Annotated in this window: 19 protein-coding genes; 5 read left to right on the forward strand and 14 right to left on the reverse strand. The window is 60.4% G+C overall.

Annotated features, from left to right (window positions below):
* Positions 1-2: 2 nt before the first annotated feature.
* The 3 genes from AAFX04_09230 to AAFX04_09240 form a co-directional block, all read right to left on the reverse strand.
* Positions 3-4,223, reverse strand: a complete 4,221-nt coding sequence (locus AAFX04_09230; protein ID MEO1045607.1) for a translocation/assembly module TamB domain-containing protein — start codon at positions 4,221-4,223, stop codon at positions 3-5.
* The gene (locus tag AAFX04_09235; protein ID MEO1045608.1) at positions 4,223-6,445 is read right to left on the reverse strand and encodes a BamA/TamA family outer membrane protein; all 2,223 of its coding nucleotides are present in this window, start codon (positions 6,443-6,445) and stop codon (positions 4,223-4,225) included. Before AAFX04_09235 ends, AAFX04_09230 begins: the two co-directional genes overlap by 1 nt.
* 217 nt (positions 6,446-6,662) lie before the next feature.
* Complete coding sequence (locus AAFX04_09240) at positions 6,663-7,418, reverse strand: arginyltransferase (GenBank protein MEO1045609.1); 756 nt, start codon at positions 7,416-7,418, stop codon at positions 6,663-6,665.
* Between the two features lie 326 nt (positions 7,419-7,744).
* Here AAFX04_09240 and AAFX04_09245 point away from each other — a divergent pair, with 326 nt between their 5' ends.
* Positions 7,745-8,458: a class I SAM-dependent methyltransferase gene (locus tag AAFX04_09245; GenBank protein ID MEO1045610.1), complete on the forward strand. Its 714-nt coding sequence runs from the start codon at positions 7,745-7,747 to the stop codon at positions 8,456-8,458.
* Between the two features lie 27 nt (positions 8,459-8,485).
* Here the strand turns inward: AAFX04_09245 and AAFX04_09250 are convergent, their stop codons facing one another.
* Positions 8,486-9,736, reverse strand: a complete 1,251-nt coding sequence (locus AAFX04_09250) for a threonine ammonia-lyase (protein MEO1045611.1) — start codon at positions 9,734-9,736, stop codon at positions 8,486-8,488.
* A 154-nt stretch (positions 9,737-9,890) separates the two neighbouring features.
* Between AAFX04_09250 and AAFX04_09255 the strand changes: the two genes are divergently transcribed.
* The 4 genes from AAFX04_09255 to AAFX04_09270 all read left to right on the forward strand — a co-directional run bounded on the left by AAFX04_09255 (position 9,891) and on the right by AAFX04_09270 (position 13,568).
* The gene (locus AAFX04_09255) at positions 9,891-10,787 is read left to right on the forward strand and encodes an NAD(P)-dependent oxidoreductase (GenBank protein MEO1045612.1); all 897 of its coding nucleotides are present in this window, start codon (positions 9,891-9,893) and stop codon (positions 10,785-10,787) included.
* Entirely contained in the window at positions 10,784-12,478 is a 1,695-nt protein-coding gene (locus tag AAFX04_09260) for an amidohydrolase (protein ID MEO1045613.1), read from the forward strand. The genes AAFX04_09255 and AAFX04_09260 overlap by 4 nt, the downstream gene beginning before the upstream one ends.
* A gap of 335 nt (positions 12,479-12,813) precedes the next feature.
* Positions 12,814-13,056, forward strand: coding sequence for a hypothetical protein (locus AAFX04_09265; GenBank protein ID MEO1045614.1), 243 nt, complete (start codon positions 12,814-12,816; stop codon positions 13,054-13,056).
* A gap of 374 nt (positions 13,057-13,430) precedes the next feature.
* The gene (locus AAFX04_09270) at positions 13,431-13,568 is read left to right on the forward strand and encodes an entericidin A/B family lipoprotein (GenBank protein MEO1045615.1); all 138 of its coding nucleotides are present in this window, start codon (positions 13,431-13,433) and stop codon (positions 13,566-13,568) included.
* A 15-nt stretch (positions 13,569-13,583) separates the two neighbouring features.
* Here the strand turns inward: AAFX04_09270 and tatC are convergent, their stop codons facing one another.
* From tatC to AAFX04_09320, 10 genes are all read right to left on the reverse strand, one after another.
* On the reverse strand, positions 13,584-14,318 hold the full coding sequence (tatC, locus tag AAFX04_09275) for a twin-arginine translocase subunit TatC (protein ID MEO1045616.1): 735 nt from the start codon (positions 14,316-14,318) through the stop codon (positions 13,584-13,586).
* A 98-nt stretch (positions 14,319-14,416) separates the two neighbouring features.
* Positions 14,417-14,824 (reverse strand): Sec-independent protein translocase protein TatB, encoded by a 408-nt coding sequence (tatB, locus tag AAFX04_09280; GenBank protein ID MEO1045617.1) that lies wholly within the window; start codon positions 14,822-14,824, stop codon positions 14,417-14,419.
* Positions 14,825-14,865: 41 nt separating this feature from the next.
* Complete coding sequence (locus AAFX04_09285) at positions 14,866-15,105, reverse strand: twin-arginine translocase TatA/TatE family subunit (protein ID MEO1045618.1); 240 nt, start codon at positions 15,103-15,105, stop codon at positions 14,866-14,868.
* A gap of 69 nt (positions 15,106-15,174) precedes the next feature.
* Positions 15,175-15,855, reverse strand: coding sequence for an SMC-Scp complex subunit ScpB (scpB, locus tag AAFX04_09290; GenBank protein MEO1045619.1), 681 nt, complete (start codon positions 15,853-15,855; stop codon positions 15,175-15,177).
* A 2-nt stretch (positions 15,856-15,857) separates the two neighbouring features.
* Positions 15,858-16,664: a ScpA family protein gene (locus AAFX04_09295; protein MEO1045620.1), complete on the reverse strand. Its 807-nt coding sequence runs from the start codon at positions 16,662-16,664 to the stop codon at positions 15,858-15,860.
* Positions 16,661-17,680 (reverse strand): beta-N-acetylhexosaminidase, encoded by a 1,020-nt coding sequence (gene nagZ, locus AAFX04_09300; protein MEO1045621.1) that lies wholly within the window; start codon positions 17,678-17,680, stop codon positions 16,661-16,663. Before nagZ ends, AAFX04_09295 begins: the two co-directional genes overlap by 4 nt.
* 39 nt (positions 17,681-17,719) lie before the next feature.
* Positions 17,720-18,337 carry an SPOR domain-containing protein gene (locus AAFX04_09305; protein MEO1045622.1) on the reverse strand — a complete coding sequence of 206 codons (618 nt, stop codon included), beginning with the start codon at positions 18,335-18,337 and terminating at the stop codon, positions 17,720-17,722.
* Between the two features lie 54 nt (positions 18,338-18,391).
* Positions 18,392-20,116: an arginine--tRNA ligase gene (argS, locus tag AAFX04_09310; protein ID MEO1045623.1), complete on the reverse strand. Its 1,725-nt coding sequence runs from the start codon at positions 20,114-20,116 to the stop codon at positions 18,392-18,394.
* A gap of 167 nt (positions 20,117-20,283) precedes the next feature.
* A complete protein-coding gene (locus AAFX04_09315; GenBank protein ID MEO1045624.1) occupies positions 20,284-22,098 on the reverse strand; it encodes a VWA domain-containing protein in 1,815 nt (604 codons plus the stop codon).
* A gap of 109 nt (positions 22,099-22,207) precedes the next feature.
* The gene (locus AAFX04_09320) at positions 22,208-22,861 is read right to left on the reverse strand and encodes a hypothetical protein (GenBank protein ID MEO1045625.1); all 654 of its coding nucleotides are present in this window, start codon (positions 22,859-22,861) and stop codon (positions 22,208-22,210) included.
* Between the last annotated feature and the right edge of the window lie 170 nt (positions 22,862-23,031).

The following is a 23,031-nucleotide window of genomic DNA, read 5'->3' on the forward strand; positions in this document are numbered from 1 at the left end:
CGTCAGTAATCGCGCGATATACGGGCATTAACGCCTTGGCGACCAATGGTCGAGATGGTCGACAGGATCGACAGCCAACGGGTAATCTGGAACTCGGCCTGAGTTGCCGAATAGCCAGCGCCATCGGTAATCACTTCGACATAGACACGCCGGGTGATATATTTGCCCGCTGCAATGCTGGTACCGGCATCGATTGACGGATCGGCGGCGATTATGCGCAGCCGGTCGAGCCCCACCGCACCGCGCAGCGCGTTGATCGGATCGAGACCGCCACCGCCCCGCAGCGATGCCAGCGCAGCGGCAAGCTGTACCGCCTCGGCAGCGGAAATATCGGTCACCGAAGACCCGAAAATCAGTCTTGCCAGCAGCTCATCCTCGGGCAGTGCCGGAATGCTGGCAAAGGTGATTTCGGGACGCAGCCCGGTACCGCGAACATTGATTGTGGCGTTGAGCCCCTGGAGATTGGCATTGGCTTCGATATCAAGCGTTGGATCAGGCGGTGAATTCTGCCGGAACCGGATGGCGCCGCGCTGAAGATCAAAGTCACGTCCGGCAAATTCATAATCGCCGCGTATCAGCTCGGCGAGACCGCTAATCTGTGGCTGGTTGACCGGTCCGGCGAGCGATATGTCGGCGCGCCATTCGCTGTCGAGACCCAGGCCACGCACGGCGATACGGTTGTCCGCCCGCGCCTTGATGGCATAGCGCCATGGGGTTGCCCGGGCGCGCGGCGGCGCCTCATCGGCACGGCGGTTGATCTCGCGATAGGCGATATTGGGCAATTCAGTGAGTGCACTGGTCTGGCCCAGCACGAACCGGCCGCGGTTGATCACCAGGTCACCGCCCAATGTGCCGCCAATACCATCGGACTTGATGGTGATCGGGCCAGTGACAACGGCACCGAAATCATCGCGGTCGAGCAGCTCCGCATTGTCCGCCTGCGCCGTGATGTCGAGCATCACGCCCCTCGGTCCACCGAGATCGATAATGCCGGAGCCGGTTACACTGCCGCCATTGGGTGCGGTGCCACTGAACCGGGCAAGGTTCAGCCGGGCACCTGAGAAACGGCCCTCAGCCACGATATCCTTGACCACCGTGCCCGAGACACTGCTTTCCAGCCGCGCATTACGGCTTTCGACCTGCCCGCGAACGCGCGGTTGATTCAAGCTGCCAGTGGCATCGGCGCTGAGCTGGACATTGCCGGTAATATCGAAAATGCTCAGGCCCACCAGCCGCCACAGCGCATCGGCGGGACCGTCATAGCGGATCTGGCCGAGCAGGTCGGCACGGGTGAATCGGCGAACGAGATCAGGGTTTTGTGGCATGTTGCTGAGCTTGAGCTGTGCCCGCCCCAACTCCCTGTCACCGTCACGGATAATGCTGCGCAGTGCCAGCCGGTCGGTGGTCAGGCTGGCGTTGACCGCCAGATCGACCGGACGCGAGGTCAGTGCCACGCTCGAGCGAGTCAGCCGGTTGAGCTGTAGCTTGGCGGTGCCGGTGGGCAGGCCGCGCCGGTTGAACTTGAGATCGAGCTGGCCTGAGGCGGTGCCGCCAAGCCCGAGATTCTCATAGGCAATATCAAGAACCGCCAGCGGCATGCGGCTGAGGCCGAAATCGATGCGCGTGGTACGACCAACACGCCCGGAAGCAAGCATATAGCCATTGCCGATATTGAGCCGGGTCTTTTTCAGCTGCCAGCCGGCATCGGTACGGATCATCGTACCCGCTTCGGGCATGGTGATACGGCGATCAGCATAGGCACCGTCGAGATCAAAGGATATCCGTTCCGGCCGGACCAGCGCCTCGCCCTGCAGCGCGAAGCGGCTGCCGCGCCGCCCGGCAATCGATCCTCTTATGCGGCCATTGCGCCCGACAAGATCGGCATTGGCGGCGAGCCGACCGATAAACAGATTGCCGCGCGACAACCCCTGGGCACTGATCGTGGCATCGACCGCCAAAGGACCATCGCCGAGTAATGCGGTAGCATCAACCGATCCCTGGCGGATGCGGATCGGCGTCGCACCGACAAACACGGCATTGTTTAACGTCAGATCGGCGGTGAGCCGGCTGCGTCCGCCATCGGGCTGCACAGCGACGGTGCCTGAGACTCCGCCGCCACGCGCCTGCAAATCGCCGCGCAGCCCGGCATCGCCTGCAGTCAACACCCCGGTCACAACCGTGTCGGACAGCCGCAACGGATTGATGGCAATGCGGGTCAGACCATTGTCGAGCGCGGCAATATCGGCATTGCCGGTAAAGGCGCCGAGCACCGACTGGCCGTCAGCCGTCACGTTGAACCCGGTCTCGGTCGGCAATATGGCGATTGTCACGTCACGAATGTCGAGTGCCGGATAAGGGCTGGCCAGCGCGATATTGGCAGCAGCGGAATCGCGCTGGCCATCAATATCGATATCAAAACCGCCATAGCGCACATGGCTGCCCGCCGCGCTCAGCACGATCCGTCCATCAGGCTCGATGCGACCGCCACCGATAAACGCCAATTGTGTCACCGCGACATCGGCATCGCGCACAAAGAGCGGCTGGCCCTGTGCCGCCTCGATAGCGGCGCTGAACCGTCCGGTCTCGCCAACATAGCGGGCAAAACTCTGATTGCTGACTTCGGTAATCTCACCGCTAAGGTCGCTGCTTACCGCCCAACTCCGGCCGAAGCGAGCATCTACATTGGCACGGGCATCAAGCGTCAGGAGATTGTCAAAAGCAAAGCCGGGCGCGGCAACTGTGCCGGTGAACCGGTAATCCTGCTCAGCCAGCGCACCCGCAAGCGCAAGATCACCGCGAATATTGGGGCCGCGCAGGGCCAGTTCCTGCGAGGACAGACGCCCCTTTTCGAGCCGCAGCTCCCCCGACAGGCCCGCCTCTACGACAAGCCGGTCGAGCAACGGATTGGGCGTGGTAATCTCGTTGCCGCCAAGGGCAAAGCGCGCCACCCATGCGCCCTGCTCGCGCATCAGCTGCCCCTCGAGCCGCGGTGCGGCAAGCGCATAATCGCCATAAACGAGATTGTCGGCGCGCAGCGTATAGGGCGTCTCCAGAGCCGCGAAAGGGCCATTGAAAACAGCCTCCATGCGCAAGTCGCGCAAGGCAATGCCCGCCAGACTCAGTTCAGGCTGGCGGGACCGTGCCACAACAGCCAATGCGTCGAAACGGTTATTGCCGAGATCGGCATCACCATTGGCCCGCAGGGTAAAGGCCGCAGCTTCGAGATCGAGGCGGTTGCTCAACACCCTGTCCTCGAGCCGGCCGGCCCAGTCGACCGCAATGGCATCACCCAGCAGTTGGGCTGTCTGCCCCGAGACGAAATCGCCCGGAAACAGTTCGCCCGTTGCACCATATTCGCCACTGCTCTCGGTCAGGTCGAGACGGATGAGCGGCTGCTTATTGGTCTCGGCAACCAGCGTGCCCGCCCAGCGCTGATAGCTGCCCGCGCCCTGAAGAACAGCGGTGAGGCTCCGGTCCCAGCCAATCAGCGCGGCGATAACGCCATTGGCAGGCGCGGCAATATCGAGCGCCGCATCGAAGCGGTTCGCATCGGGGGCAATGTCGATATCGGCCAATATACGATCATCGCCATTGCGCAATCGCGCATCGAGATTGACCTTGGCGAGGCCGTCGCGAATATCCGCCGCGCCGGTAATGTCGCCGGTGCGTGCCTCTCCGGCAATCCCCTCGGCAATGATCAGGTCGCGCGCCTCGAACCGGTCGACGCGAATATCGAAACCGGGCAGAATCGGCGCGTCGCTGTCGGTCTCGCGCAGCGCTGGCACCTTCTCCAGCCGCGCCTGTTCGAGCAGCAGCGCCCTGATATCGAGCCGGTTGGAGAGCCAGCCCAAAGGCCGCCAGTCGAGTGTTGTCCGGTCAACGCTCAAAAAGCGTCCTTCCGGATCGCGCAGCGCCAGATCATGGATCAGCGCCTCATTGTAGATCGAGCCGTCGATACGACCGATTTCGATCTTCAGGCCATTGTCGAATTCAAGCGCTGCGATCCGGTCGGCAAGGAAGCGGCGGCCGGGCGCGGTATCGAGTGCCAGCGCCAGCATGATCAGCGTCGCCAGCGCCACAACCAGCGCTAGCGCGATGCGCCGCGGCCAGCGCCAGGGCGATTTGCGGATCGCTTCATCTTCGCCGAGCACCACATGCTCAAAACTCTCGGCGCTTCCCTCAGAGCCGTCTGGCGGCATCATGGTTTCGTTATCGCCGGTCATCAGAATGCCTGCCCCAGCGAGACATAGACGCCGATCGCGGCATCGCCCGGACGCGGATTGAGCGGCGTGCCGATATCCAGCCGCAACGGGCCGAAACTGCTATAATAGCGAAACCCCAGACCGGCACCGTAGCGCAGTCCGCCAAAGGTCGGCAGCGCGTCATTATAGACATTGCCGGCATCGATAAACGGCACCACCCCGAAATTGCCGAAGCGGATACGCGCCTCGAGCGAAAACTCGGCGAGGCTACGCCCGCCTATCGGATCGCCATTGGCATCGAGCGGCCCGACATCCTGAAAACCATAGCCGCGTACCGAGCCGCCACCACCGGCATAGAAGCGGCGAGAGGGTGCAATATCGAGCGCATTCGCCCCGGCAATCGAGCCGAGCCGCACCCTGCCCGCCAGCGTCACCTGGTCACGCACCGGCAGGTAGAAGCTGCCATCGATCTGGGTCCGCTCATAGCCGAAGGTGCCCGATTGAAAGGATATCTCCGGGGAAAGAAAGCCGCTGAGCCGGAAACCCGAAAGCGGATCGAGCAGGTCATCGGTGCCGTCATAGGCCAGTGTCAGCGGCAGCGCGGCAATGGCAAAGGTTCGCCGCCCGGTCGGGTTGAGCGCCCCGACAACATCGCTCTCATCGGTAAGCACCAGCTCAGCTCCGACGGACCAGGTCCATTTCTTCTGGAAGATCAGGTTGGTCTGGCGCTGCAATGCACCCGAAAGCAGCAATGTGCGCGCATCAAAGGCATCACGCTGGACATTCTGTACCAGCGCATTGACCAGCAGGATCTGATCGCGCTCGCGGAAATTATTGCGCCGGAATGTCGCGCCGAGAAGTTGCTCCTGGGTACCGGCAATGCCGCGCACCCGGAACAAGCCCTCGGGCGGGAACAGATTGCGATGCTCCCAGCTGGCAGCGACGCGAAAGCCCTCGCCGGTACCGAAGCCGACCTCACCCGCAATCGTCCGCAGCGGTGCCGGTTCGATATCCACCGCCAGATCGACCGTGGCTTCTGCGGGCTCCGGGGTCGGACCGCTATAGTCATCGCTGTCAATCTCGGGCGGGGCTTCGGTCTCTACCGGTTCTATGGTCACTGCAGAGACCAGTCCGGTCGCCAGGATGGCGCGGCGCAGATCCTGAATACGCGACTGGCGATAAATATCACCGCTCTCGAAGCGGGCAATCAGCGCGATATGATCGGCATCGAGCAGCGGATCATCCCCAACGACAATATCGCCAAAGACGAATTTCCTGCCCGGTTCGACCGGCAGCGACAGGTCGCCAATAGAACCGGCATGGTCGATCAGCAGCTCGGGCTCTTTGAGAGTGGCGAAGGCATAACCATTTTCCGCCAGCGCTTCGGCCAGCGTATTGCGCGCCGCGACTATCGTATAGGAATTGATCGCATCGCCGATTTCCAGGCCAAAACGCTGAATAAAAAACGGATAGTCGGCACCGGTATCGGTGAGATTACCAAGATCGATATTGGCAAGATTATATTGCGGCCCGGCCTGAATGGTGAAGATGATGGCCAGATCACGCTCGGGATCTGCCTCGAAGCTCTGGCTGACAACACCGTCATAATGGCCATAGACGCGAAGCAGCTGCTCCAAAATGTCCCTGTCCTTGTCAGCCCGGCGCCGAATCTGGGCGATGTTGTCATCATCCGAAGCGGTCTGCTCAAGCGCCGAGAGCATGTCGAACTTCTCAGCCAGCGCCTCGCGGTCGCGCGGCGGTAGCGTGTCATCGGCGTAGCGCAGCACCAGCCGGAAATTGCCGAAGCTGCGGCCGGCATCGCGCAACGCTTCGGCGCTGTCTTCGGCATCGGCTAAATCATCCGATATGCTCTCGGCAATCTCGCTGGCGATAGCGCCGCTGTCCCGGGTGATATCCGCGTCGGAAGCGATTTCTGCCGCTATGGCAGCGTCGTCTTCAGCACCGCCTTCGGCATCGGCAGCGACGGTACCCGATGCTGCAGCCTCGGACGGCTCTTCCGCCCCGGCATTGGTAGCCTGCTCCTGATCGTTCAGCACCGGCGCTTCAAAATCGGGCCAGTCGACACCGAAATCATCATCGCTGACCAGCGGTTGCAGCAGCGCATCATCGTCTTGCTCTGGTGGCGCGGCGGGCGCGGTCTGTGGCAACGGACTATCGGCCTGCTGCGATGGAACGGCCAGTGCCTCCACCGGGGCCAGCAGCAGCCAGACCATGAGAGCCATGCCAGACGCACACCATGCCCCCGGTCGGGATATAGGCGACAGGGCCGGGTTCCGGGTTACACGATACACCATGGTCTTTCAGCGTTACGCATCAACGCAGGCATCGTTGGCAAAGCGCCTTTTGTCAGGAAAATGCTGCGGCAGAGTGGCAAAAGTAACGCCGCCTATCATGCGGCCTCATGCCGGGGCAATGACGATCACCGGAGTGCAGCAGATTTTACGCACCGTTCGGCGTGGACAGGTCGGCGCGATACCAACCATTGGGACCAAGCCGTTCGAGCGGTTTATAACGGGTCTTATAGGCCATGCGCGGCGATCCATTGACCCAATAGCCGAGATAGACATAGGGCAGCCGCTCGCGCCGCGCCCTGTCGATATGGTCGAGGATAATATAGTTGCCCAGCCCCTGGCGCGACGGATGGTCGGGGTCGAAAAAGCTGTACACCATCGACAGGCCATCGCCCTGAACATCGGTCAGACAGGCGCCGACCAGTCGCCCTTCACTGCCATCCGGTTCGGGCGGTTCGCGATATTCGATAACATGGCTGCGCACCGGCGACTGTTCGACCATGTCGGCATAGTCCGACTCATCCATATCGACCATGCCACCATCGGGGTGGCGTGCGGCGAGATAGCGTTTGAGCAGCGCATATTGTTCCTCGGTCGCCCATGGCCGGCAGATGCGTGAGACCAGATCGCCATTGGCGCGGGCGATGCGGCGCTGGGTCCGGCTGGGCGCGAATTCATCAGCAACAACGCGCACCGAAACGCACGCCTTGCAGTCGGTGCAGCTGGGCCGATAGGCGACATTCTGGCTGCGGCGAAAACCGATGCGCGACAGCGCGTCATTGAGTTCGCTGGCATGGTCGCCCGAAAGCTCGGTGAACACCTTGCGCTCGGTGCGACCGGGCAGATAGGGACAGGGTGACGGATGAGTCACAAAGAAACGCGGAAAACGGGTAGGTGCGCTCACGGTTCTTTCAGACCCCCTCTGTTCTGCAATAATGCCGGATTGAAGCAATCATATATCGTCATGCAAGATGCGACTATGCCGTAACTGCGGCTCAGGCTCAAATGCCTTAACCACGTATCCACCATTTTTATGGTTTTGGCGCAAATTCCTTCTGTGTGTAAGACGACAGTTATCGCTTTTCTGATCGGAACATATCGGTGTTTGAGAAACTCAAGGAAATCGACAGCAAGCCGGAAGCGTTTTCGGTGTATACAGCGGAATCGCTATGGGCAGATGCATATCGTGCAGAGCAAATGCTGGCTTTCCACCTCAATGAGAGCCTGGATATGGCATCAAGGAACATCGCCTTTATCCAGGCCTCCTCTGCGTGGATGATCGACCAGTTCGATCTGGGGCCGGGCAAATCGGTATGCGATTTTGGCTGTGGCCCTGGCCTATATACATCCAGACTTGCCCGATCGGGCGCTGCTGTTACCGGTCTCGACTTCTCGGAAAACTCTATTCGCCATGCCCGGGAAGAGGCGGAGAAAGCCGGTCTGCAAATCAGCTATGTTCATACCGATTATCTTGAATATGATCCTGAAGATCAATTTGACCTGATCTCCATGATCATGTGCGATTTCTGTGCCCTCAGCCCGGAGCAGAGGGCGAAGCTGCTCGGCATATTCCACAAATGCCTCAAGGACGACGGCACCATCCTTCTGGATGCCTATTCCATGGCCGCTTTTTCTGCCCGCGAAGACGCCAGCTTTTATGAGAAGAACCAGCTCAATCACTTCTGGTGTGCCGAGGATTATTATTGCTTCGTCAATACGCACACCTATGTGGACGAGGCTGTGGTGCTGGATAAATACAGCATCTTCCCCGAAAGCGGCGGTGCGGAAACCGTCTATAACTGGCTGCAATATTTTAGCCCCGAGGGGCTGGAGGAAGAGTTGCGCGCCGGTGGGTTTGCGGTGCAGCAACTGTATAAGGACGTTTCCGGCCAGCCCTTTTCACAGCAGCACACCGAATTTGCAGTGGTCGCAAGCAAAATATAGCCGGTTTTGCAAGTGCCGGGCTGACCCCTAAGCCAGTTCCACCCGGGCCACCTGATATTTCTGCCCGCGCAGATCGTTGATCAGGCGGTTGAGCTGTTCGGCATCGCGCGCCTCGCATTCGATGTCGGTGATTAGCCCCTTGGCCGGCAGGTTGGTGAAGACCCGCTGGTGATAAATCTCGATGATATTCACCTGGTGCTCGTGAAACATCCGCATCACACGGAACAGCGCGCCGGGGCGGTCCTGCAGGTTGATGCGCAGCCGCGCCAGGCGGCCCGAGCGCGCCAGATCGCGCAGCAGCACATTGGCCAGCAACCGCGTATCGATATTGCCGCCGCACAGCACCACGCCGACATTGTGTCCGGCAAATTTTTCCGGATGCGCCAGCATCGCCGCCAGTCCGGCGGCACCGGCGCCCTCGACCACCGATTTCTCGATCTGCAACAGCAGGCTGACCGCCTTTTCCAGCGCCGCCTCATTCACCAGAACCAGTGAGTCGGCATATTTTTCGACGATCTTGGCGGTGAATTTGCCCGGTTCCTTGACCGCAATGCCCTCGGCCAGCGTGTCGCCCTCGCACGCCATCTCAAAGCCGTTCACCCTGGCGTACATCGATGGATAGAGCTCGGCCTCGACCCCGGTGAGGCGGATATTCTCCTTTACCGCCCGCGCTGCTGTGGCCATGCCGGAGAACAGCCCGCCGCCGCCAATCGGGATCACCAGATGATCGATCCCGGGATGATCCTCGAGCATCTCCAGTGCCACCGTGCCCTGCCCCGCCGCGATCCACGGATGGTCGAATGGGTGGACAAAGGTCAGGTTACGCTCCTGCTCGAGCTCGCGCGCATGGGCATAGGCATCGTCGAACTTCTCGCCGTGCAATATCACCGTACCGCCATTGGCTTCGGTCTGCTGTACCTTCACCGTCGGTGTCGGTTGCGGCATCACGATGGTCACCGGAACGCCCAGCCGGGTGCCGTGATAGGCCAGCGCCTGGGCATGGTTGCCCGCCGAAGCGGCGATCACGCCTTTGGCGCGCAGCTCTTCGGGCATCTGCATCAGGAAGTTGAGCGCACCACGTTCCTTATAGGCAGCGGTAAACTGAAGATTCTCGAACTTCAGAAAGACATTGGCCCCGGTGATCTCGGACAGGGTGCGGCTGAGCAGAGTCGGGGTGCGGACCACCGATCCTGCAATGCGCTTATGGGCGGCATGGATGTCGCCAATGGTCAGGCTGGCTGTCGCCGGATCGGGAAGCTGTATCGCGGTATCGGTCATGGTGCCATCGCCTAAACCCTTGGCGATCCGAATCAAAGGGGCAAAATTCTGAAAAGTGCTGATCGGGCTTGACCATATGCCGCAGCGAGCGCCATGAGACAGCACCGCGCGCTGGCAGACCGGGAGCGCCATCATCGAAAGGGACCGCTAAACCATGGCCAATATAGCCTTTGCCGGAACTGGGGTTATGGGCGGACCGATGGTGCGCCATCTGGTCAGCGCCGGGCATAACCTCCGCCTGTTCAACCGCACCAGGACCAGGGCCGAGGCGCTGGCCACTGCGCTCAGCGATGCCGATCCCGATTGTGCCGGCCGTGTTTCGGTGCATGACAGTCCGGCAGAGGCCGCCAGCAAATGCGACATTGCCATGGCCTGTGTCGGCAATGACGATGATGTCGCTGCTGTGACACTGGGGCGTGGCGGCTTTTTCGAGACCATATCGGCGGACAGCCTTTTCATCGATCACACCACGGTTTCGGCACGGCTGTCGCGCCAGCTGTCGGTCGAGGGCAAGTCGCGCGAGATTCACTGTATCGACGCCCCGGTTTCGGGCGGTCAGGCAGGCGCGGAAAACGGCATGCTGGCGATCATGTGTGGCGGCAGCGACGCCGCCATGGCGCGAGCCGAGCCGGTGATGCAGGCCTATGCCGCGCGTATTGTCCATGTCGGCAGCGCCGGTGCCGGACAGACCACCAAGATGGTCAATCAGATCTGCATTGCCGGAATATTGGGCGGATTGTCCGAGGGCCTGCGTTTCGCACAGGCCAGCGGGCTTGATAGAGACCTGGTGTTCGAGGCGATTTCCGGCGGCGCGGCGCAAAGCTGGCAGATGGACAATCGCTGGAAGACCATGGACCAGGACAGCTTCGATTTCGGCTTTGCGATTGACTGGATGCGCAAGGATCTCGGGCTGGCGCTGGAAGAGGCGCGCAGCAATGGGGCTACCTTGCCGGTCGCAGCGCTGGTCGACCAGTTTTATGCCGAACTGCAGAAAATGGGGGCGGGCCGACAGGATACCAGCGCGCTGGTGCGGCGGATAGAAAAACCATGATGACGGGATATGAAACACCGGTTGCGATGGCGCGGCATATTATCTTTGCCGCTGCCGCGCTGATAGTGGCGCTGGCGAGTAACGCCGCATATGCCGATACGCTGATCGATAATGTCAACGGCATCACGCTTGATCGCGATGGAGAAGTTGTTCGCTTTACGGGGATGGTAATCGATGATGACGGCCGCGTCGCGCAATTGCTCAAACGCCGCGACGAGCGCCCCGAACGGGTCGACTATAAACTCGATGGCAAGGGCAAGACGCTGATCCCCGGCCTGATCGACGCCCATGGCCATATCATGAATACCGGCTTTCAGGCGCTGACACTCGATCTCAGCGGCACCCGTTCGCTGACCGAGGCGCAGGCGGCCATTGCCGAATATGCGGCGCGCTACCCCAATCGCCCCTGGATTATCGGTCGCGGCTGGAATCAGGAAAAATGGGGCCTTGGCCGGTTTCCGACTGCGGCAGAGATTGATTCGGTGGTCGCTGACCGCCCAGTCTTTCTTGGTCGCGTCGACGGCCATGCCGGCTGGGCCAACAGCAAGGCGATGGAAATCGCCGGTATCACTGCCGGCACCCCCGATCCCGCTGGCGGGCGGATCGAGAAAGTCAATGGCCGACCCAGCGGCATTTTCGTTGATGCTGCCGAAGATCTGGTCGGGAAGTTCGTGCCGCCCCCCCGCCCTGCCGACCGCGATCTCGCGCTGGAAGAGGCACAGAATATCCTGTTGGCGCAGGGCATCACCGCCATGGCGGATATGGGCACCAGCATGGAAGCGTGGCAGAGCTATCGCCGCGCCGGTGATCGCGGCGCGCTGAAATTGCGAATCATGGCCTATGCCGCCGGTATCGATGCGATGGTTGCCATTGGCGGCCCCGGTCCTACACCCTGGCTCTATGATGACCGGCTTCGCCTGAACGGCGTGAAGCTCTATCTCGATGGTGCGCTGGGCTCACGCGGGGCTTGGCTGAAGCAGCCCTATAGCGATGCACCGGGCGAGACCGGGCTGCAGTTTCTTGACGATACCCAGCTGCTCAACCTGATGAGCCGCGCAAGCATGGATGGATTCCAGCTGGCGCTGCACGCCATTGGTGATCGCGCCAACCAGCAGGCGCTCGACGCAATGGAGGAGCTCTCCGACACATTCGGCACCGACCGACGCTGGCGCATCGAGCATGCACAGATACTCGATACGGTCGACCTGCTGCGTTTCCGCGAACTCGGCGCCATCGCCTCGATGCAACCGGTGCACCAGACATCCGACCGAATCATGGCCGAAAAGCGGCTCGGGGTGGCACGGCTCAGCGGTGCCTATGCCTGGCGCTCATTGCGCGACAGCGGGGCCAGGCTGGTATTCGGCTCGGATGCTCCGGTCGAATCGGCCAATCCTTTTGTCGGCCTTGCCGTGGCGATGACCCGGGAAGACGAAGATGGTGAGCCTTTTGGCGGCTGGCAGCCGCAGGAGCGCCTTGGCCGCGAAGCGGCACTGGCGGCGTTCACCATCGACGCCGCCTGGGCAGGCTATGCCGAAGGGCGGCTGGGATCGCTCATGCCGGGACATCGTGCCGATTTCCTGCTGATTGATGACGACATCATGCTCGCCTCGCCATCGGTGATCCGGACGATTCGTCCGCGAGAGACCTGGATTGGCGGTCGCAAGACCTGGAGTGCAGCCGATTCAAACTGATACACCAGCACAACGCTATGCTGTGCCGTCAAACTCTTAAGTCTGTGATTTTTTCCACAATAGACTGTCAGATAAGCACTATTTTGGACTCCGTTCAGCAACCCCAACCCTTTTCTGAATATGTGCGACAAACGGAACGCTGGACGCTGTGAAACGTGTAACGGATGTAATGAAAACTTAACCAAATGCTGCTTTGCACAATGCGGGTGTGACAAATATGCCCAACATTTGGTTTTCCTTGGCAAAAAATTCCGTGGCCGTGAAATTTTGGGCTTGCGTTCACTGGACCGATTGGATTAGTTAACAGGTGAATTGAGAGATCACAGGAGTATGTAATGAAACTTCGCGCTATTACCGCCACCGCTGCGGCACTCGCATTGACCACCACGCCGGTGCTGGCACAGGCCAATCAGGCCGAATCAGCCGAAGTATCGCGTTCGGTCGAAAAAGCTAACAGCAAAAGCGAACTTGAAGGTGGCACAGGTATCATCGTCGCCATCATCGCTGCTGCAGGTATCATCGGTGGTATCATCATTGCCGCTGACAATGACGACGACGATGCGCCGACCAGCCCGTAATGGTCTGACGGCAAATATGTGACTTTCGAAAAACGGGGCTTCGGCCCCGTTTTTTATTGCCCAGTCAACAACCACAATCTCCGGAGCTGGTGAACCACTGCACTGGTCAGCGCATCATTTGGTCAATGCGTGAAATTTTTCCGCTTTTGCCAACGGAGGCGGGAACATAATCCACCCGCTATCGTTTGTGTGATTGAGACAGCGATATTACCCCCCTCTTCCTGTCTCAGTGATATGCGTTCGGGCATGTGATCCTCCCCCCTTCTCAGCATGCCCGAACGCTATTTTCTCTACGTGCAACGAGGCTTCATCCGTCATTCATGCGGTTCTGACCTATAGAGTCCGGTAATCCAATAGCCCCCGGGAGAGAATAGATGCGCAAGTCCGCCCTGATCCTGACTGTCACCGCCGCAGCGCTGCTGGTCACTGCCTGCAACACCGTGTCGGGTATCGGCAGGGATATAGAATCGGCCGGCGATGCCGTGGCCGATGCCGCGGACGCGGCAAAATAGCCACGAAATTTATCGTCAGTCGGCCTTGGCCGCGTCCTGTTTCTCAGTGAAACGCATGATCAGCATCGAGCCTTCGTAAAGCGCGATCAGCGGTAAGCCGAGGAACAGCATCGAAACCACATCGGGTGGCGTCAATATCGCCGCTACGGCAAAGGAGCCGACGATCATATAACGCCGCAGCTTCGCCAGCTGATCCCGGCTGACCAGTCCGGCCCGGTTGAGCAGCAACAGCAGGACCGGCAGTAAAAAGGCGATGCCAAAGGCCAGGATGATCTGCATGACGAAGGACAGATAATCGCCAATATTGGGCAGCGCCTCGAGCTCAAGGCCACCGCGATCACCTTCATATTCCAGCAAAAAGCCAAACATTAGCGGCATCACCACGAAATAGGCCAGCGCAGCCCCGGCGCTGAACAATATCGGCGTCGCCAGCAGGAAGGGCAGGAACGCCTTCTTCTCATTGCTGTAGAGGCCCGGCGCAACAAATTGCCAAAACTGATTGGCAATCACCGGGAAAGACACGAAGAACGCCGCAAACAAGGCAACTTTGAGCTCGACGAACAGCGCCTCATAAAGCTTGGTATAGATCAGCTTGCCTTCATCGCCGCCAAAAGCGGTAATCAGCGGCTGGGCGAGGATCGCAAAAATCTGCTCGGAAAAGACGAAACACGCGATAAAGGCGATAGCAAAGGCGACCAGGCTCCATAACAGCCGCTGGCGCAGCTCGATCAGGTGATCGAGCAGCGGCATCTTGCCGCCATCAAACTCCGCCGATTTGTCATCCGGTGCAGGCTCTGCATTGTCGCTGGGCTCGGCAGCCGCAGGCATATCCTGAGCCGGGATGTCGCTCATGGCATCACGTCCTTGGACAGACCGTCCTTGTCGGCGGTAGCATCGGGTGTATCGGCAGTATCGGAAGCGGCAGCAGCCTCACCCTTATCGGCACCATCCACAGAGCTGTCGGAGGCAGGGGCGGCACTCTCGGCATAACCGGCAACGCCCGGAAGCATTGGCGCGGCATCGCCATGTTCGCGCATGATCCGGGCATTCTGCTCAGCCCAGCGCTTCTCCATCTCCTCCATCTCCGCCTCATGCGCCAGCGTGTCGATACTGGCGCGAAACTGGCCGACCAGACGACGGCCACGCGCAACCCAGCGCCCGGCGGTGCGGATCGCCAGCGGCAAGTCCTTCGGGCCGATCACCACAATCGCAACGATGACGATGGCCAGAAGCTCTGTCCAACCGATATCAAACATTCACCATGGCCTGTTCGGGCAGCACGGCCAGGGCCGGAACCCTAGTCGCCTGCCTTGGTTTCGGCGGCAGTCGTGTCGGCACCGACGCTGTCATGGTTGTCGATACGGCGCGGCTCGGCGGCAGCCTTGGCCTTTTCCTCATCGGAGAGACCTTTCTTGAAGCTGCTAATGCCTTTACCGAATTCACCCATCACCTCGGAAATCTTGCCGCGTCCGAAGAGCAGCAGGATCAGCGCAGCGATGACCAGCAGGCCGGGCAGACCAATATTACTGAAACCCATTTCATTCTCCTTGGCGGACCGGACAATAGCATATGCATTTCCATGTCTCTGGTCCGATATGCCCTTATATTAGGGATTTTCCGGTGTTTCCGCTACTGAATCTTCATATTGGCCGATATATTCGTCCAAAGGCGCATCATAGCCGGTATTGGTTTCACCGACATCAGCGACCTCCGCCTCACTCTCGACATCCTCGGCCATTTCGTTCATCGCCTGCTCCATCGCGACATCCACGGGGTCGAGCAGGCCAGCGGCACGCAGATCAGCGATACCGGGAAGGTCGCGCCGTCCGGACAGGCCGAAATGGACCAGAAATTCCGGTGTCGTTGCATAGGTGAGCGGCCGCCCTGGCGTCTCGCGCCGCCCCGCCGGACGGATCCATTCCAGCTCCATCAGCACATCGAGCGTGCCCTTGCTCGTCTGCACCCCGCGAATCGATTCGATCTCGGCGCGGCTGACCGGCTCATGATAGGCGATGATCGCCAGCGTCTCGGTCGCCGCGCGCGACAATTTGCGTACCGCCTCACGCTCATGCCGCAGCAGATGCGCCAGATCGGACGCGGTCTGAAAGTGCCACAGCTCGCCATTGCGCACCAGCCGGATGCCGCGATCGGCATAATGCCGACTCAGCTCTTCGAGCAGCGGCGCAATATCCTCATCATCACCGACATGCCGGGCAATATCGGTAGCCAGTATCGGCGTCTCTGCCGCAAATATAATCGCTTCCACCGCGCGCAACCGCTCATCCATGCTCATTGTCCTTCCCCGTCACGCACCCGCAGCTGCAAGGGTCCGAAGGTCTCATCCTGTTTCAGTTCGATCCGGCCGTTGCGCGCCAGTTCCAGCGCGGCGGCGAAGCTTGACGCCAGCGCCGAGCGCCTTAGCTCGCCATGCGCCTGTGGCGGCAAGAAAGCCGACAGCGCGGTCCAGTCAAGCGCGACACCGATCATCGCCGAGACCCGTTCCAATGCCTCCTCCAGCGACATCACCGGCCGCGAACGCACGATATGCACTGCCGGTGCGCTGCGCATCTTCACCGCTGCATAGCCCTGCATCAGGTCATAAAGCGAGGCGGTCCAGCGTGTCTCGGTAAGTTGTTTCAGCCCCTCGGGCGCACCGCGTGCAAAAACATCGCGCCCCAGCCGGTCGCGCGCCATTAATCGTGCCCCCGCTTCGCGCATCGCCTGTAACCGCTGCAACCGTAGCTGCAACTGCAGCGCCAGCTCCTCGGGCGATGGCTCGACTTCGGGGTCTTTTGGCAGCAGCAGTGCCGATTTGAGATAGGTCAGCCACGCCGCCATCACCAGATAATCGGCCGCCAGTTCCAGCTTGAGCGCCTCGGCATTGTTGATGAAATCGAGATATTGCCGCACCAGATCGAGGATCGAAATCTCCATCAGGTCGACCTTCTGCGTCCGCGCCAGGCTGAGCAAGAGGTCGAGCGGCCCCTCCCAGCCATCGAGCGCGATCTCGAGCTGCTCCGGTTTAGCAACACGGCGCGGCGGCGCATCCGCCTCCCATAACGCGTCATCGGCAAGGGGCTGGTCGGTTTCGGTCATGATGCCAGCGCCAAAAGACTGTCGCGCTTGGCGATCAGTGCCTCACGCTCGTCAGTGATATGGTTGAGCGGCGGCATCGCTGCCACCACCCGGTCGAACCGCGCCTGTGCCGCGCCAGCAAGATCGGGCAGACGGTCGGCAATCTCGGTCATATGCGCCATATTGCCCCAGCAATTGAGCGCAATGTCGCACCCTGCCCCGATACAGGCCACTGCGCTGTCGGGAACGCTGCCCGCGAGCGCCTTCATGTCAAGATCATCGCTGAACAGCAATCCGTCAAAGCCAATCTGGTCACGAATGACCTGTTCGATGACCAGCGGCGACAGCGTTGCCGGACGATCCGGATCCCATGCCGGGAAGATGATATGGCCCGTCATGCCCATCAACGTATCGTTCAGTGCGACAAAAGGCGCCAGATCGCTCTCGACCAGCGTCTCGGCATTTTCTTCGACCACCGGCAGCTTCTCATGGCTGTCGACCAGCGCCCGGCCATGACCCGGCATATGTTTGACAATGCCCAGCACACCGCCCTGTCGCAGTCCGTCCAGCGTCGCGCGGCCCAGCGCCGCCACCATCATCGGATCATCGCCAAAGGCGCGATCGCCGATAACCGTATCATTGCTGCCCGGTTGGCGAACATCGATCATCGGAGCGCAATTGACGGTTATCCCCGCTTCGGCAAGGTCGAGCGCCAGCGCCATGGCATTGACGCGCGCGGCTTCGAGCGCGCTGATCGGCGCGGCATGGTAGAGCGCAGAAAACGCCCCTGGTGCCGGATAGGCCGGCCAGACCGGGGGTTTCATCCGCTGCACGCGTCCGCCTTCCTGATCGATCAGGATCATCAACCGGTCGCGACCATGCAGGCTTCTCAGCTCATCAGTGAGCACGCGCAACTGCGCCGGGCTTTCTATATTGCGTGCAAAAACAATATAGCCCGCCGGGTCGGCATCAGTAAAAAATGCACGCTCATCTGCCGTCAGCGCGAGCCCGGACATGCCGAAAACAACAGGTTTCACCGCACTGTCTCCATCGTCATGACGACAGGCTATACACGTTCAGCGTACGACCAGACAGCTTTGCCCGGCAGTTTTCAACTTGTTGCATACCGATTGCGCGGTCGCGGCGTCAGGTGCCACGGCGCTCAGCCGATAGACTGTTGTGCCTTCAACCTGGGCTGAGGCAATGCGCTTCGGCAGAGCCTTGATATAGTCATAGCGGCCCGACAGCGTAACCCAGCCGCTATTGGCCTTGGCCTCGCTGCTATAGGCGCCCAGCTGCACCAGCACACCATTGGCCGCTTTCTTGTCATCGCCGCCGAGCGCGGCAACCCGCTCCTGCCCTTCGGCAGCAGCCGGGCTGGCATCACCGGTGCCGTCAAAGGTCTTGCCTTCGGCATCTTCGGGCGCGACCTTGTAATCGCCCTCGGGGGCTTCGATCAGACCGCCCTGCCCCGAGACAGCCAGTTGCTGCTGGCGCTGCTGATAGAGATAGACAAGGCCGACAACCACGCCAATCGCCACCAGCCCCATAAACAGCAGCCAGACCACCCGTGTCGGCGACACGGTATCGCCATCATAATCCTCGGCAGATTCAAGCCAGGGCAGTCGATCGGCATCATCGTCCAGATCGAGCCGTTCCTCCAGCTCTTCGTCCTTATTGTCGTCATCGGTCATGATGAACCTGTCTCCCCGATACCGGGCCCGACGCCCTGCGCACCGCGATTATCGTTACATTTTCTCGGCGGCCTCGACGCCCATCAGCGCCAGACCGTTACGCAATACCTGCCCGATATTGGCGCTCAAGAAAAGTCTCGCGGCGCTGATTTCCGGATCGTCCAATATCAGGACACGCTTGTCGGTCTGGTCATGGCCGAGATTCCAGAAGGCGTGATAGGCGGCAGCAAGGTCATGCAGGTAGAAGGCGATACGGTGTGGTTCGCGCGCCGCCGCAGCGGATTCGATGATACGCGGCCATTGTGCCAGCATCTTGACCAGAGCCAGGTCCTCATCGACCAGCCGGCCGAGATGATCGGATGACGGCGCAATGCCTTCCGCCTCCGCTTTGCGAAAGGTCGAGCAGATCCGCGCATGGGCATATTGCACATAAAAGACCGGATTGTCCTTCGACGCTTCGACCACCTTGGCAAAGTCGAAATCCATCTGGGCATCGGCCTTGCGGGTGAGCATGGTGAAACGCACCACATCCTTGCCGACCTCCTGGACGACATCGGCCAGGGTGACGAACTTGCCCGAGCGCTTGGACATTTTCACCGGCTCACCATCACGCAGCAGCCGCACCATCTGCACCAACTTGATATCGAAGCGGGTCTTGCCTTCGGTCAGCGCCTGCACTGCGGCCTTGATCCGTTTCACCGTGCCGGCATGATCGGCACCCCAGATATTGATCAGCGCATCGGCCTGCTGCGCCTTCTGGAAATGATAGGCCATATCGGCACCAAAATAGGTCCATTTGCCGTCCGACTTACGGATCGGCCGGTCCTGGTCATCGCCAAATTTCGTCGAGCGGAAAAGCGGCAGCTCAACCGGCTCCCAGTCTTCCGGGGTCTTGCCCTTGGGGGCCTCGAGCAGACCATCATAAACCAGGTCGCGCTGGCGCAGATAGGCCTCGGCCGCTTCAGGCTTGCCTTCCGCCTGCAATTCGGCCTCCGAGGCGAAAATATCATGATTGATTCCGAGCAGCGCCAGATCTTTGCGGATCATGGCGAGCATGTCGGCCACCGCCTCGCGCCGGAACAGCGCCAGCCATTGCTCCTCGGCGGCGTCGGCATAGGCATCGCCATGCTCTTTCACCAGTCGCTCACCGACCGGCATCAGATAATCACCCGGATAAAGCCCCTCGGGGATATCGCCAATATCGCGACCCAGTGCTTCCAGATAGCGCAGATGCACCGAGCGGGCGAGGACATCAACCTGCCCTCCGGCATCATTGACATAATATTCGCGGATCACCTTATGCCCCGCATATGCAAGCAGGCTGGCCAGCGCATCGCCGACCACGGCACCGCGGCAATGCCCCATATGCATCGGACCCGTCGGATTGGCCGAGACATATTCGACATTGACCGTACCTGTTGCCGGGGTCACCGGGCGGCCATAATCACTTCCGGCAGCGGCAATGGCATGCAGCTCACGATACCAGACACTGGCGTTCAACCGCATATTGATAAAACCCGGTCCGGCAATCTCGACGCTGGCAACATCGTCGAGCATCTTCAGCTCCCCTGCCAGTTTTTCGGCAAAGTCACGCGGCTTCATCCCTGCCTGCTTGGCCAGCACCATCGCCGCATTGGTCGAAAGATCGCCATGCGCCGCATCGCGCGGCGGCTCGACTGTTACCGGCGCACGATTGGCATCCTCCGGCAGGGCACCACCCGCCACCAGCGCATCGAGCGCGGCGTTCATATGGTCGGCGAAATCGGCGTAAAGCGGCATGTCGGGACGGCTTTCTGATAAGGCTGGGTGATGCGCCCCCCGCACGTCAGCGGCAAAGGCTGCGCCGCCCTAGCGCATATCACACGGTGCAGACAAGACTGTCGGAAAGCTTCTGTGGCAAGGCTCGCCCGACACGACAATGCGTAGCGGGCAACAGTCCTTTTGCGTCAGTCGCCGCTATCGGTTGCCCGGCGCAGCACAATTCGTCCGAAACCGTCGCGCGTCGTCAGACGCAATTTGTTGCCATAAAGCGCATAGCGCATCAGCAGGTCTTCGGAAGCGACATAGATTTCCCGGTCGTTGATCGCGAAATACTGGACCAGATCGTCGCTTCCATCCGCGCGCTGCCGCCGAAACTCGGTAATCATCTCCTCATCATTGTTGAAGATGAGGCTGTCGCCACGAGCGAGATCCTTCATGCCATCGACCGACAGCACCTCCCAGTCACCCAGTACGCGATAGGCACGCGGCACCGGCTTGCCGCCCTCTCCGGCATAGCCGGCATAGAGCGCTGCCTGGCCGAGCAATGACGAGACCAGCTCGCGCTCGGGCTGCAAGGCTTCGATATCGCTGGTTGCAAGCCGCTGATCGAGGCCGCGCAGATAGGCATAGGCCTCACGCGGTTTGCCCTCGCGGTGAAAGGCCCGGGTCGCGGCTCGCACAGTGAAAAATTCATCGACCAGATTGCCTGCAAGCCGCAAACCGGCGCTCGGTTCTTCGGCCAGTCCGCCGATGCTGACGCTGTCAACAGCTTCGGCACCGGTCGCGGCATCGACATAGCGCAGCCGGGCATCGAGCACCGGTCTGTCTGCCGCCAGGGATGAAGGGAGATATTCGCTGGCACCGTCCCTGCCAAGGCCGACAAAAATCCCGCCGCTGTTGCTCGACAGAAATGTGCTGCCAATGGTCACACTGACCGCGCCATTGCCGCCATCCTCCAATATGTCTGCCGGCACACCATAGACGCCGGTGATCCGATGCCCTGCCGGCGGCGTCAGCGTCAGCACAAGATCATAGGCCAGGGCATTGACCATATTATGGAAATCCTTGGCGAACTGGATTTGAGCCTCGTCGCGATTGGCGAAGAAGAACAGATTGCCGCCACGAGTGCTCGACACTTTCTGCGCCAGCGCACCGTTAAATTGCACTCCTACACCGATGGTCGTCAGCCCGACGCCCCTGAGCGAAGCGGCGCGCGCCATGCCCATAAAGCTCTGGGCATCGGTACGACCAACATTGGGCTGCTCATCGGTAAACAGCATCACCCGGCTGTTGCCCGAAAAATCCTTCGCCGTGGCGAATGCGGTCTCATAACCGACAGAAAGTCCCTCTTCCATATTGGTCGAACCGGCGCTCTGGATCGCATCGATCATCGCCTCGATCTTGCCGCGATTGCCGCCAACCGGTGTCGGATCCAGATAGACATGCGAGCGATCACCATAAAGAATGATCGAAATCTGGTCGCCGTCGCGCATATGGCCGAGTGCAATTTTGAGGCTTTCGCGCACGATGGACAGAGGCTGGCCAGCCATTGATCCGGATTTGTCGACCACTGCGACCAGATTGAGCGGCTGCGCCTGAAGCGATGCGCTGTCGGCACCGGTGACAAAGCCGATCCCCGCAAGATACCGGTCATCGGGGCGGATCGGCGTCGCCCAGGGCATGGCCTCGCCGGTGACACACAGCGCCTGGTCACAGATTCTGCCACCAGCCAGCGGCAGATCATGCTCACCGAGCAGGCCCTCAAGCGTCAGCGATTCCGGACGCGGCAGGGTATCGCTGGTCAGCGCAACCGAACGGAAATGGCGAATATCCTGCGCCCCGCCCTGACGTGTGGCAGTGACCACAATCGCCTGGTCATATTCGTACTCCTCCTCTTCCTGCACCAGCTGTGCTCCGGCGGCAAAGGGCATCAGCAACAGGGTTCCCGCCAGAGCGGTCGTCACGAAATTCCGGGTGGTGAAGGGTGAGGATCTGGACATGCTATTCTCCTTTTGGGACTCAGGAGTGTAGCATAATCCCCTTATTTCCGTAACGTAAATTCTACGGAAACCTGTTTTGGGGTATCAGATCTGTGGTCAGAGACAGTGTCTAGCGGGTAGCATTATATTGCAGCTGGTCAGGGGTCAGCTGGAAGCCGATCAAAACCTCAAATGTAGCACGCTGGATCGCCGACTGCACTTCGGGCAGCGACAGCGGGTCGATGGCGGCGGATTGCTCGCCGCTGCGGCGCCGTGCGGTGATGCGCTCCTGGATATCGGGCGGCAGCGTCGCCGAGGCGCGGTCGACAAAGGCACCGGCCTTGCCACTGCCACTGGCGCGATAGTCCCCATCAGCAAATTGCAGCGTGACCGAGCCGATCCGCTTCGAAATAACCGCAGTGCCGCCACGCACCACGGTCGAGAAATAGGGCAATCTCAGCGTGCGGGCACCGTTCGGATTCTGCCGCCGTGCGATCACATCGAATGTCGCTTCGGTGTACAGCCTGTCGGTTCCCTCATTGCAGGTTGAACGCAAATTGGTCACCTGCGCCACAATATCGATGGCGCTGGCATCACGGCTGTCCTGTGGATTGAACAACGTAACATCGCCAGTATAGACTGGAATGGCAACCTCTGGACAGGTCGACAGAGTGGTGGTGATGCCGACGCCCTGATCAACCACCAGCTGGTCATCGCCGGCACAGCCCGCGAGCATCATGCTGCCGATAAGCGCTGCCCCGATCATCCTGCCATATACTGCCATCTTGCCCTCTTGTTCCTGACTGGTTTTGTCGTGCCTTATCCGCTCCGTGCCGACATTCAAAGCCCTATCGCCGGATTATCCCGCCGTCTCGGGGACGATCCGGCCTGTGCGGCACAGAATCCGCAGCATCGGGCTTTGCACATTCCCGCTTTATCTCTACATACTATGCT

The sequence above is a fragment of the Pseudomonadota bacterium genome (assembly GCA_039818985.1).
Lineage (GTDB): Bacteria > Pseudomonadota > Alphaproteobacteria > Sphingomonadales > Sphingomonadaceae > Alterisphingorhabdus.

Bases quoted from the DNA above. Each gene is read 5' to 3' on its own strand.
- AAFX04_09230 (MEO1045607.1), bottom strand. From the start codon at position 4,223: ATGACCGGCGATAACGAAACCATGATGCCGCCAGACGGCTCTGAGGGA.
- AAFX04_09235 (MEO1045608.1), bottom strand. From the start codon at position 6,445: ATGGCTCTCATGGTCTGGCTGCTGCTGGCCCCGGTGGAGGCACTGGCC.
- AAFX04_09245 (MEO1045610.1), top strand. From the start codon at position 7,745: ATGGCATCAAGGAACATCGCCTTTATCCAGGCCTCCTCTGCGTGGATG.
- AAFX04_09250 (MEO1045611.1), bottom strand. From the start codon at position 9,736: ATGACCGATACCGCGATACAGCTTCCCGATCCGGCGACAGCCAGCCTG.
- AAFX04_09255 (MEO1045612.1), top strand. From the start codon at position 9,891: ATGGCCAATATAGCCTTTGCCGGAACTGGGGTTATGGGCGGACCGATG.
- AAFX04_09260 (MEO1045613.1), top strand. From the start codon at position 10,784: ATGATGACGGGATATGAAACACCGGTTGCGATGGCGCGGCATATTATC.
- AAFX04_09265 (MEO1045614.1), top strand. From the start codon at position 12,814: ATGAAACTTCGCGCTATTACCGCCACCGCTGCGGCACTCGCATTGACC.
- AAFX04_09270 (MEO1045615.1), top strand. From the start codon at position 13,431: ATGCGCAAGTCCGCCCTGATCCTGACTGTCACCGCCGCAGCGCTGCTG.
- tatC (MEO1045616.1), bottom strand. From the start codon at position 14,318: ATGCCGCTGCTCGATCACCTGATCGAGCTGCGCCAGCGGCTGTTATGG.
- tatB (MEO1045617.1), bottom strand. From the start codon at position 14,824: ATGTTTGATATCGGTTGGACAGAGCTTCTGGCCATCGTCATCGTTGCG.
- AAFX04_09285 (MEO1045618.1), bottom strand. From the start codon at position 15,105: ATGGGTTTCAGTAATATTGGTCTGCCCGGCCTGCTGGTCATCGCTGCG.
- scpB (MEO1045619.1), bottom strand. From the start codon at position 15,855: ATGGATGAGCGGTTGCGCGCGGTGGAAGCGATTATATTTGCGGCAGAG.
- AAFX04_09295 (MEO1045620.1), bottom strand. From the start codon at position 16,664: ATGACCGAAACCGACCAGCCCCTTGCCGATGACGCGTTATGGGAGGCG.
- AAFX04_09305 (MEO1045622.1), bottom strand. From the start codon at position 18,337: ATGACCGATGACGACAATAAGGACGAAGAGCTGGAGGAACGGCTCGAT.
- argS (MEO1045623.1), bottom strand. From the start codon at position 20,116: ATGCCGCTTTACGCCGATTTCGCCGACCATATGAACGCCGCGCTCGAT.
- AAFX04_09315 (MEO1045624.1), bottom strand. From the start codon at position 22,098: ATGTCCAGATCCTCACCCTTCACCACCCGGAATTTCGTGACGACCGCT.
- AAFX04_09320 (MEO1045625.1), bottom strand. From the start codon at position 22,861: ATGGCAGTATATGGCAGGATGATCGGGGCAGCGCTTATCGGCAGCATG.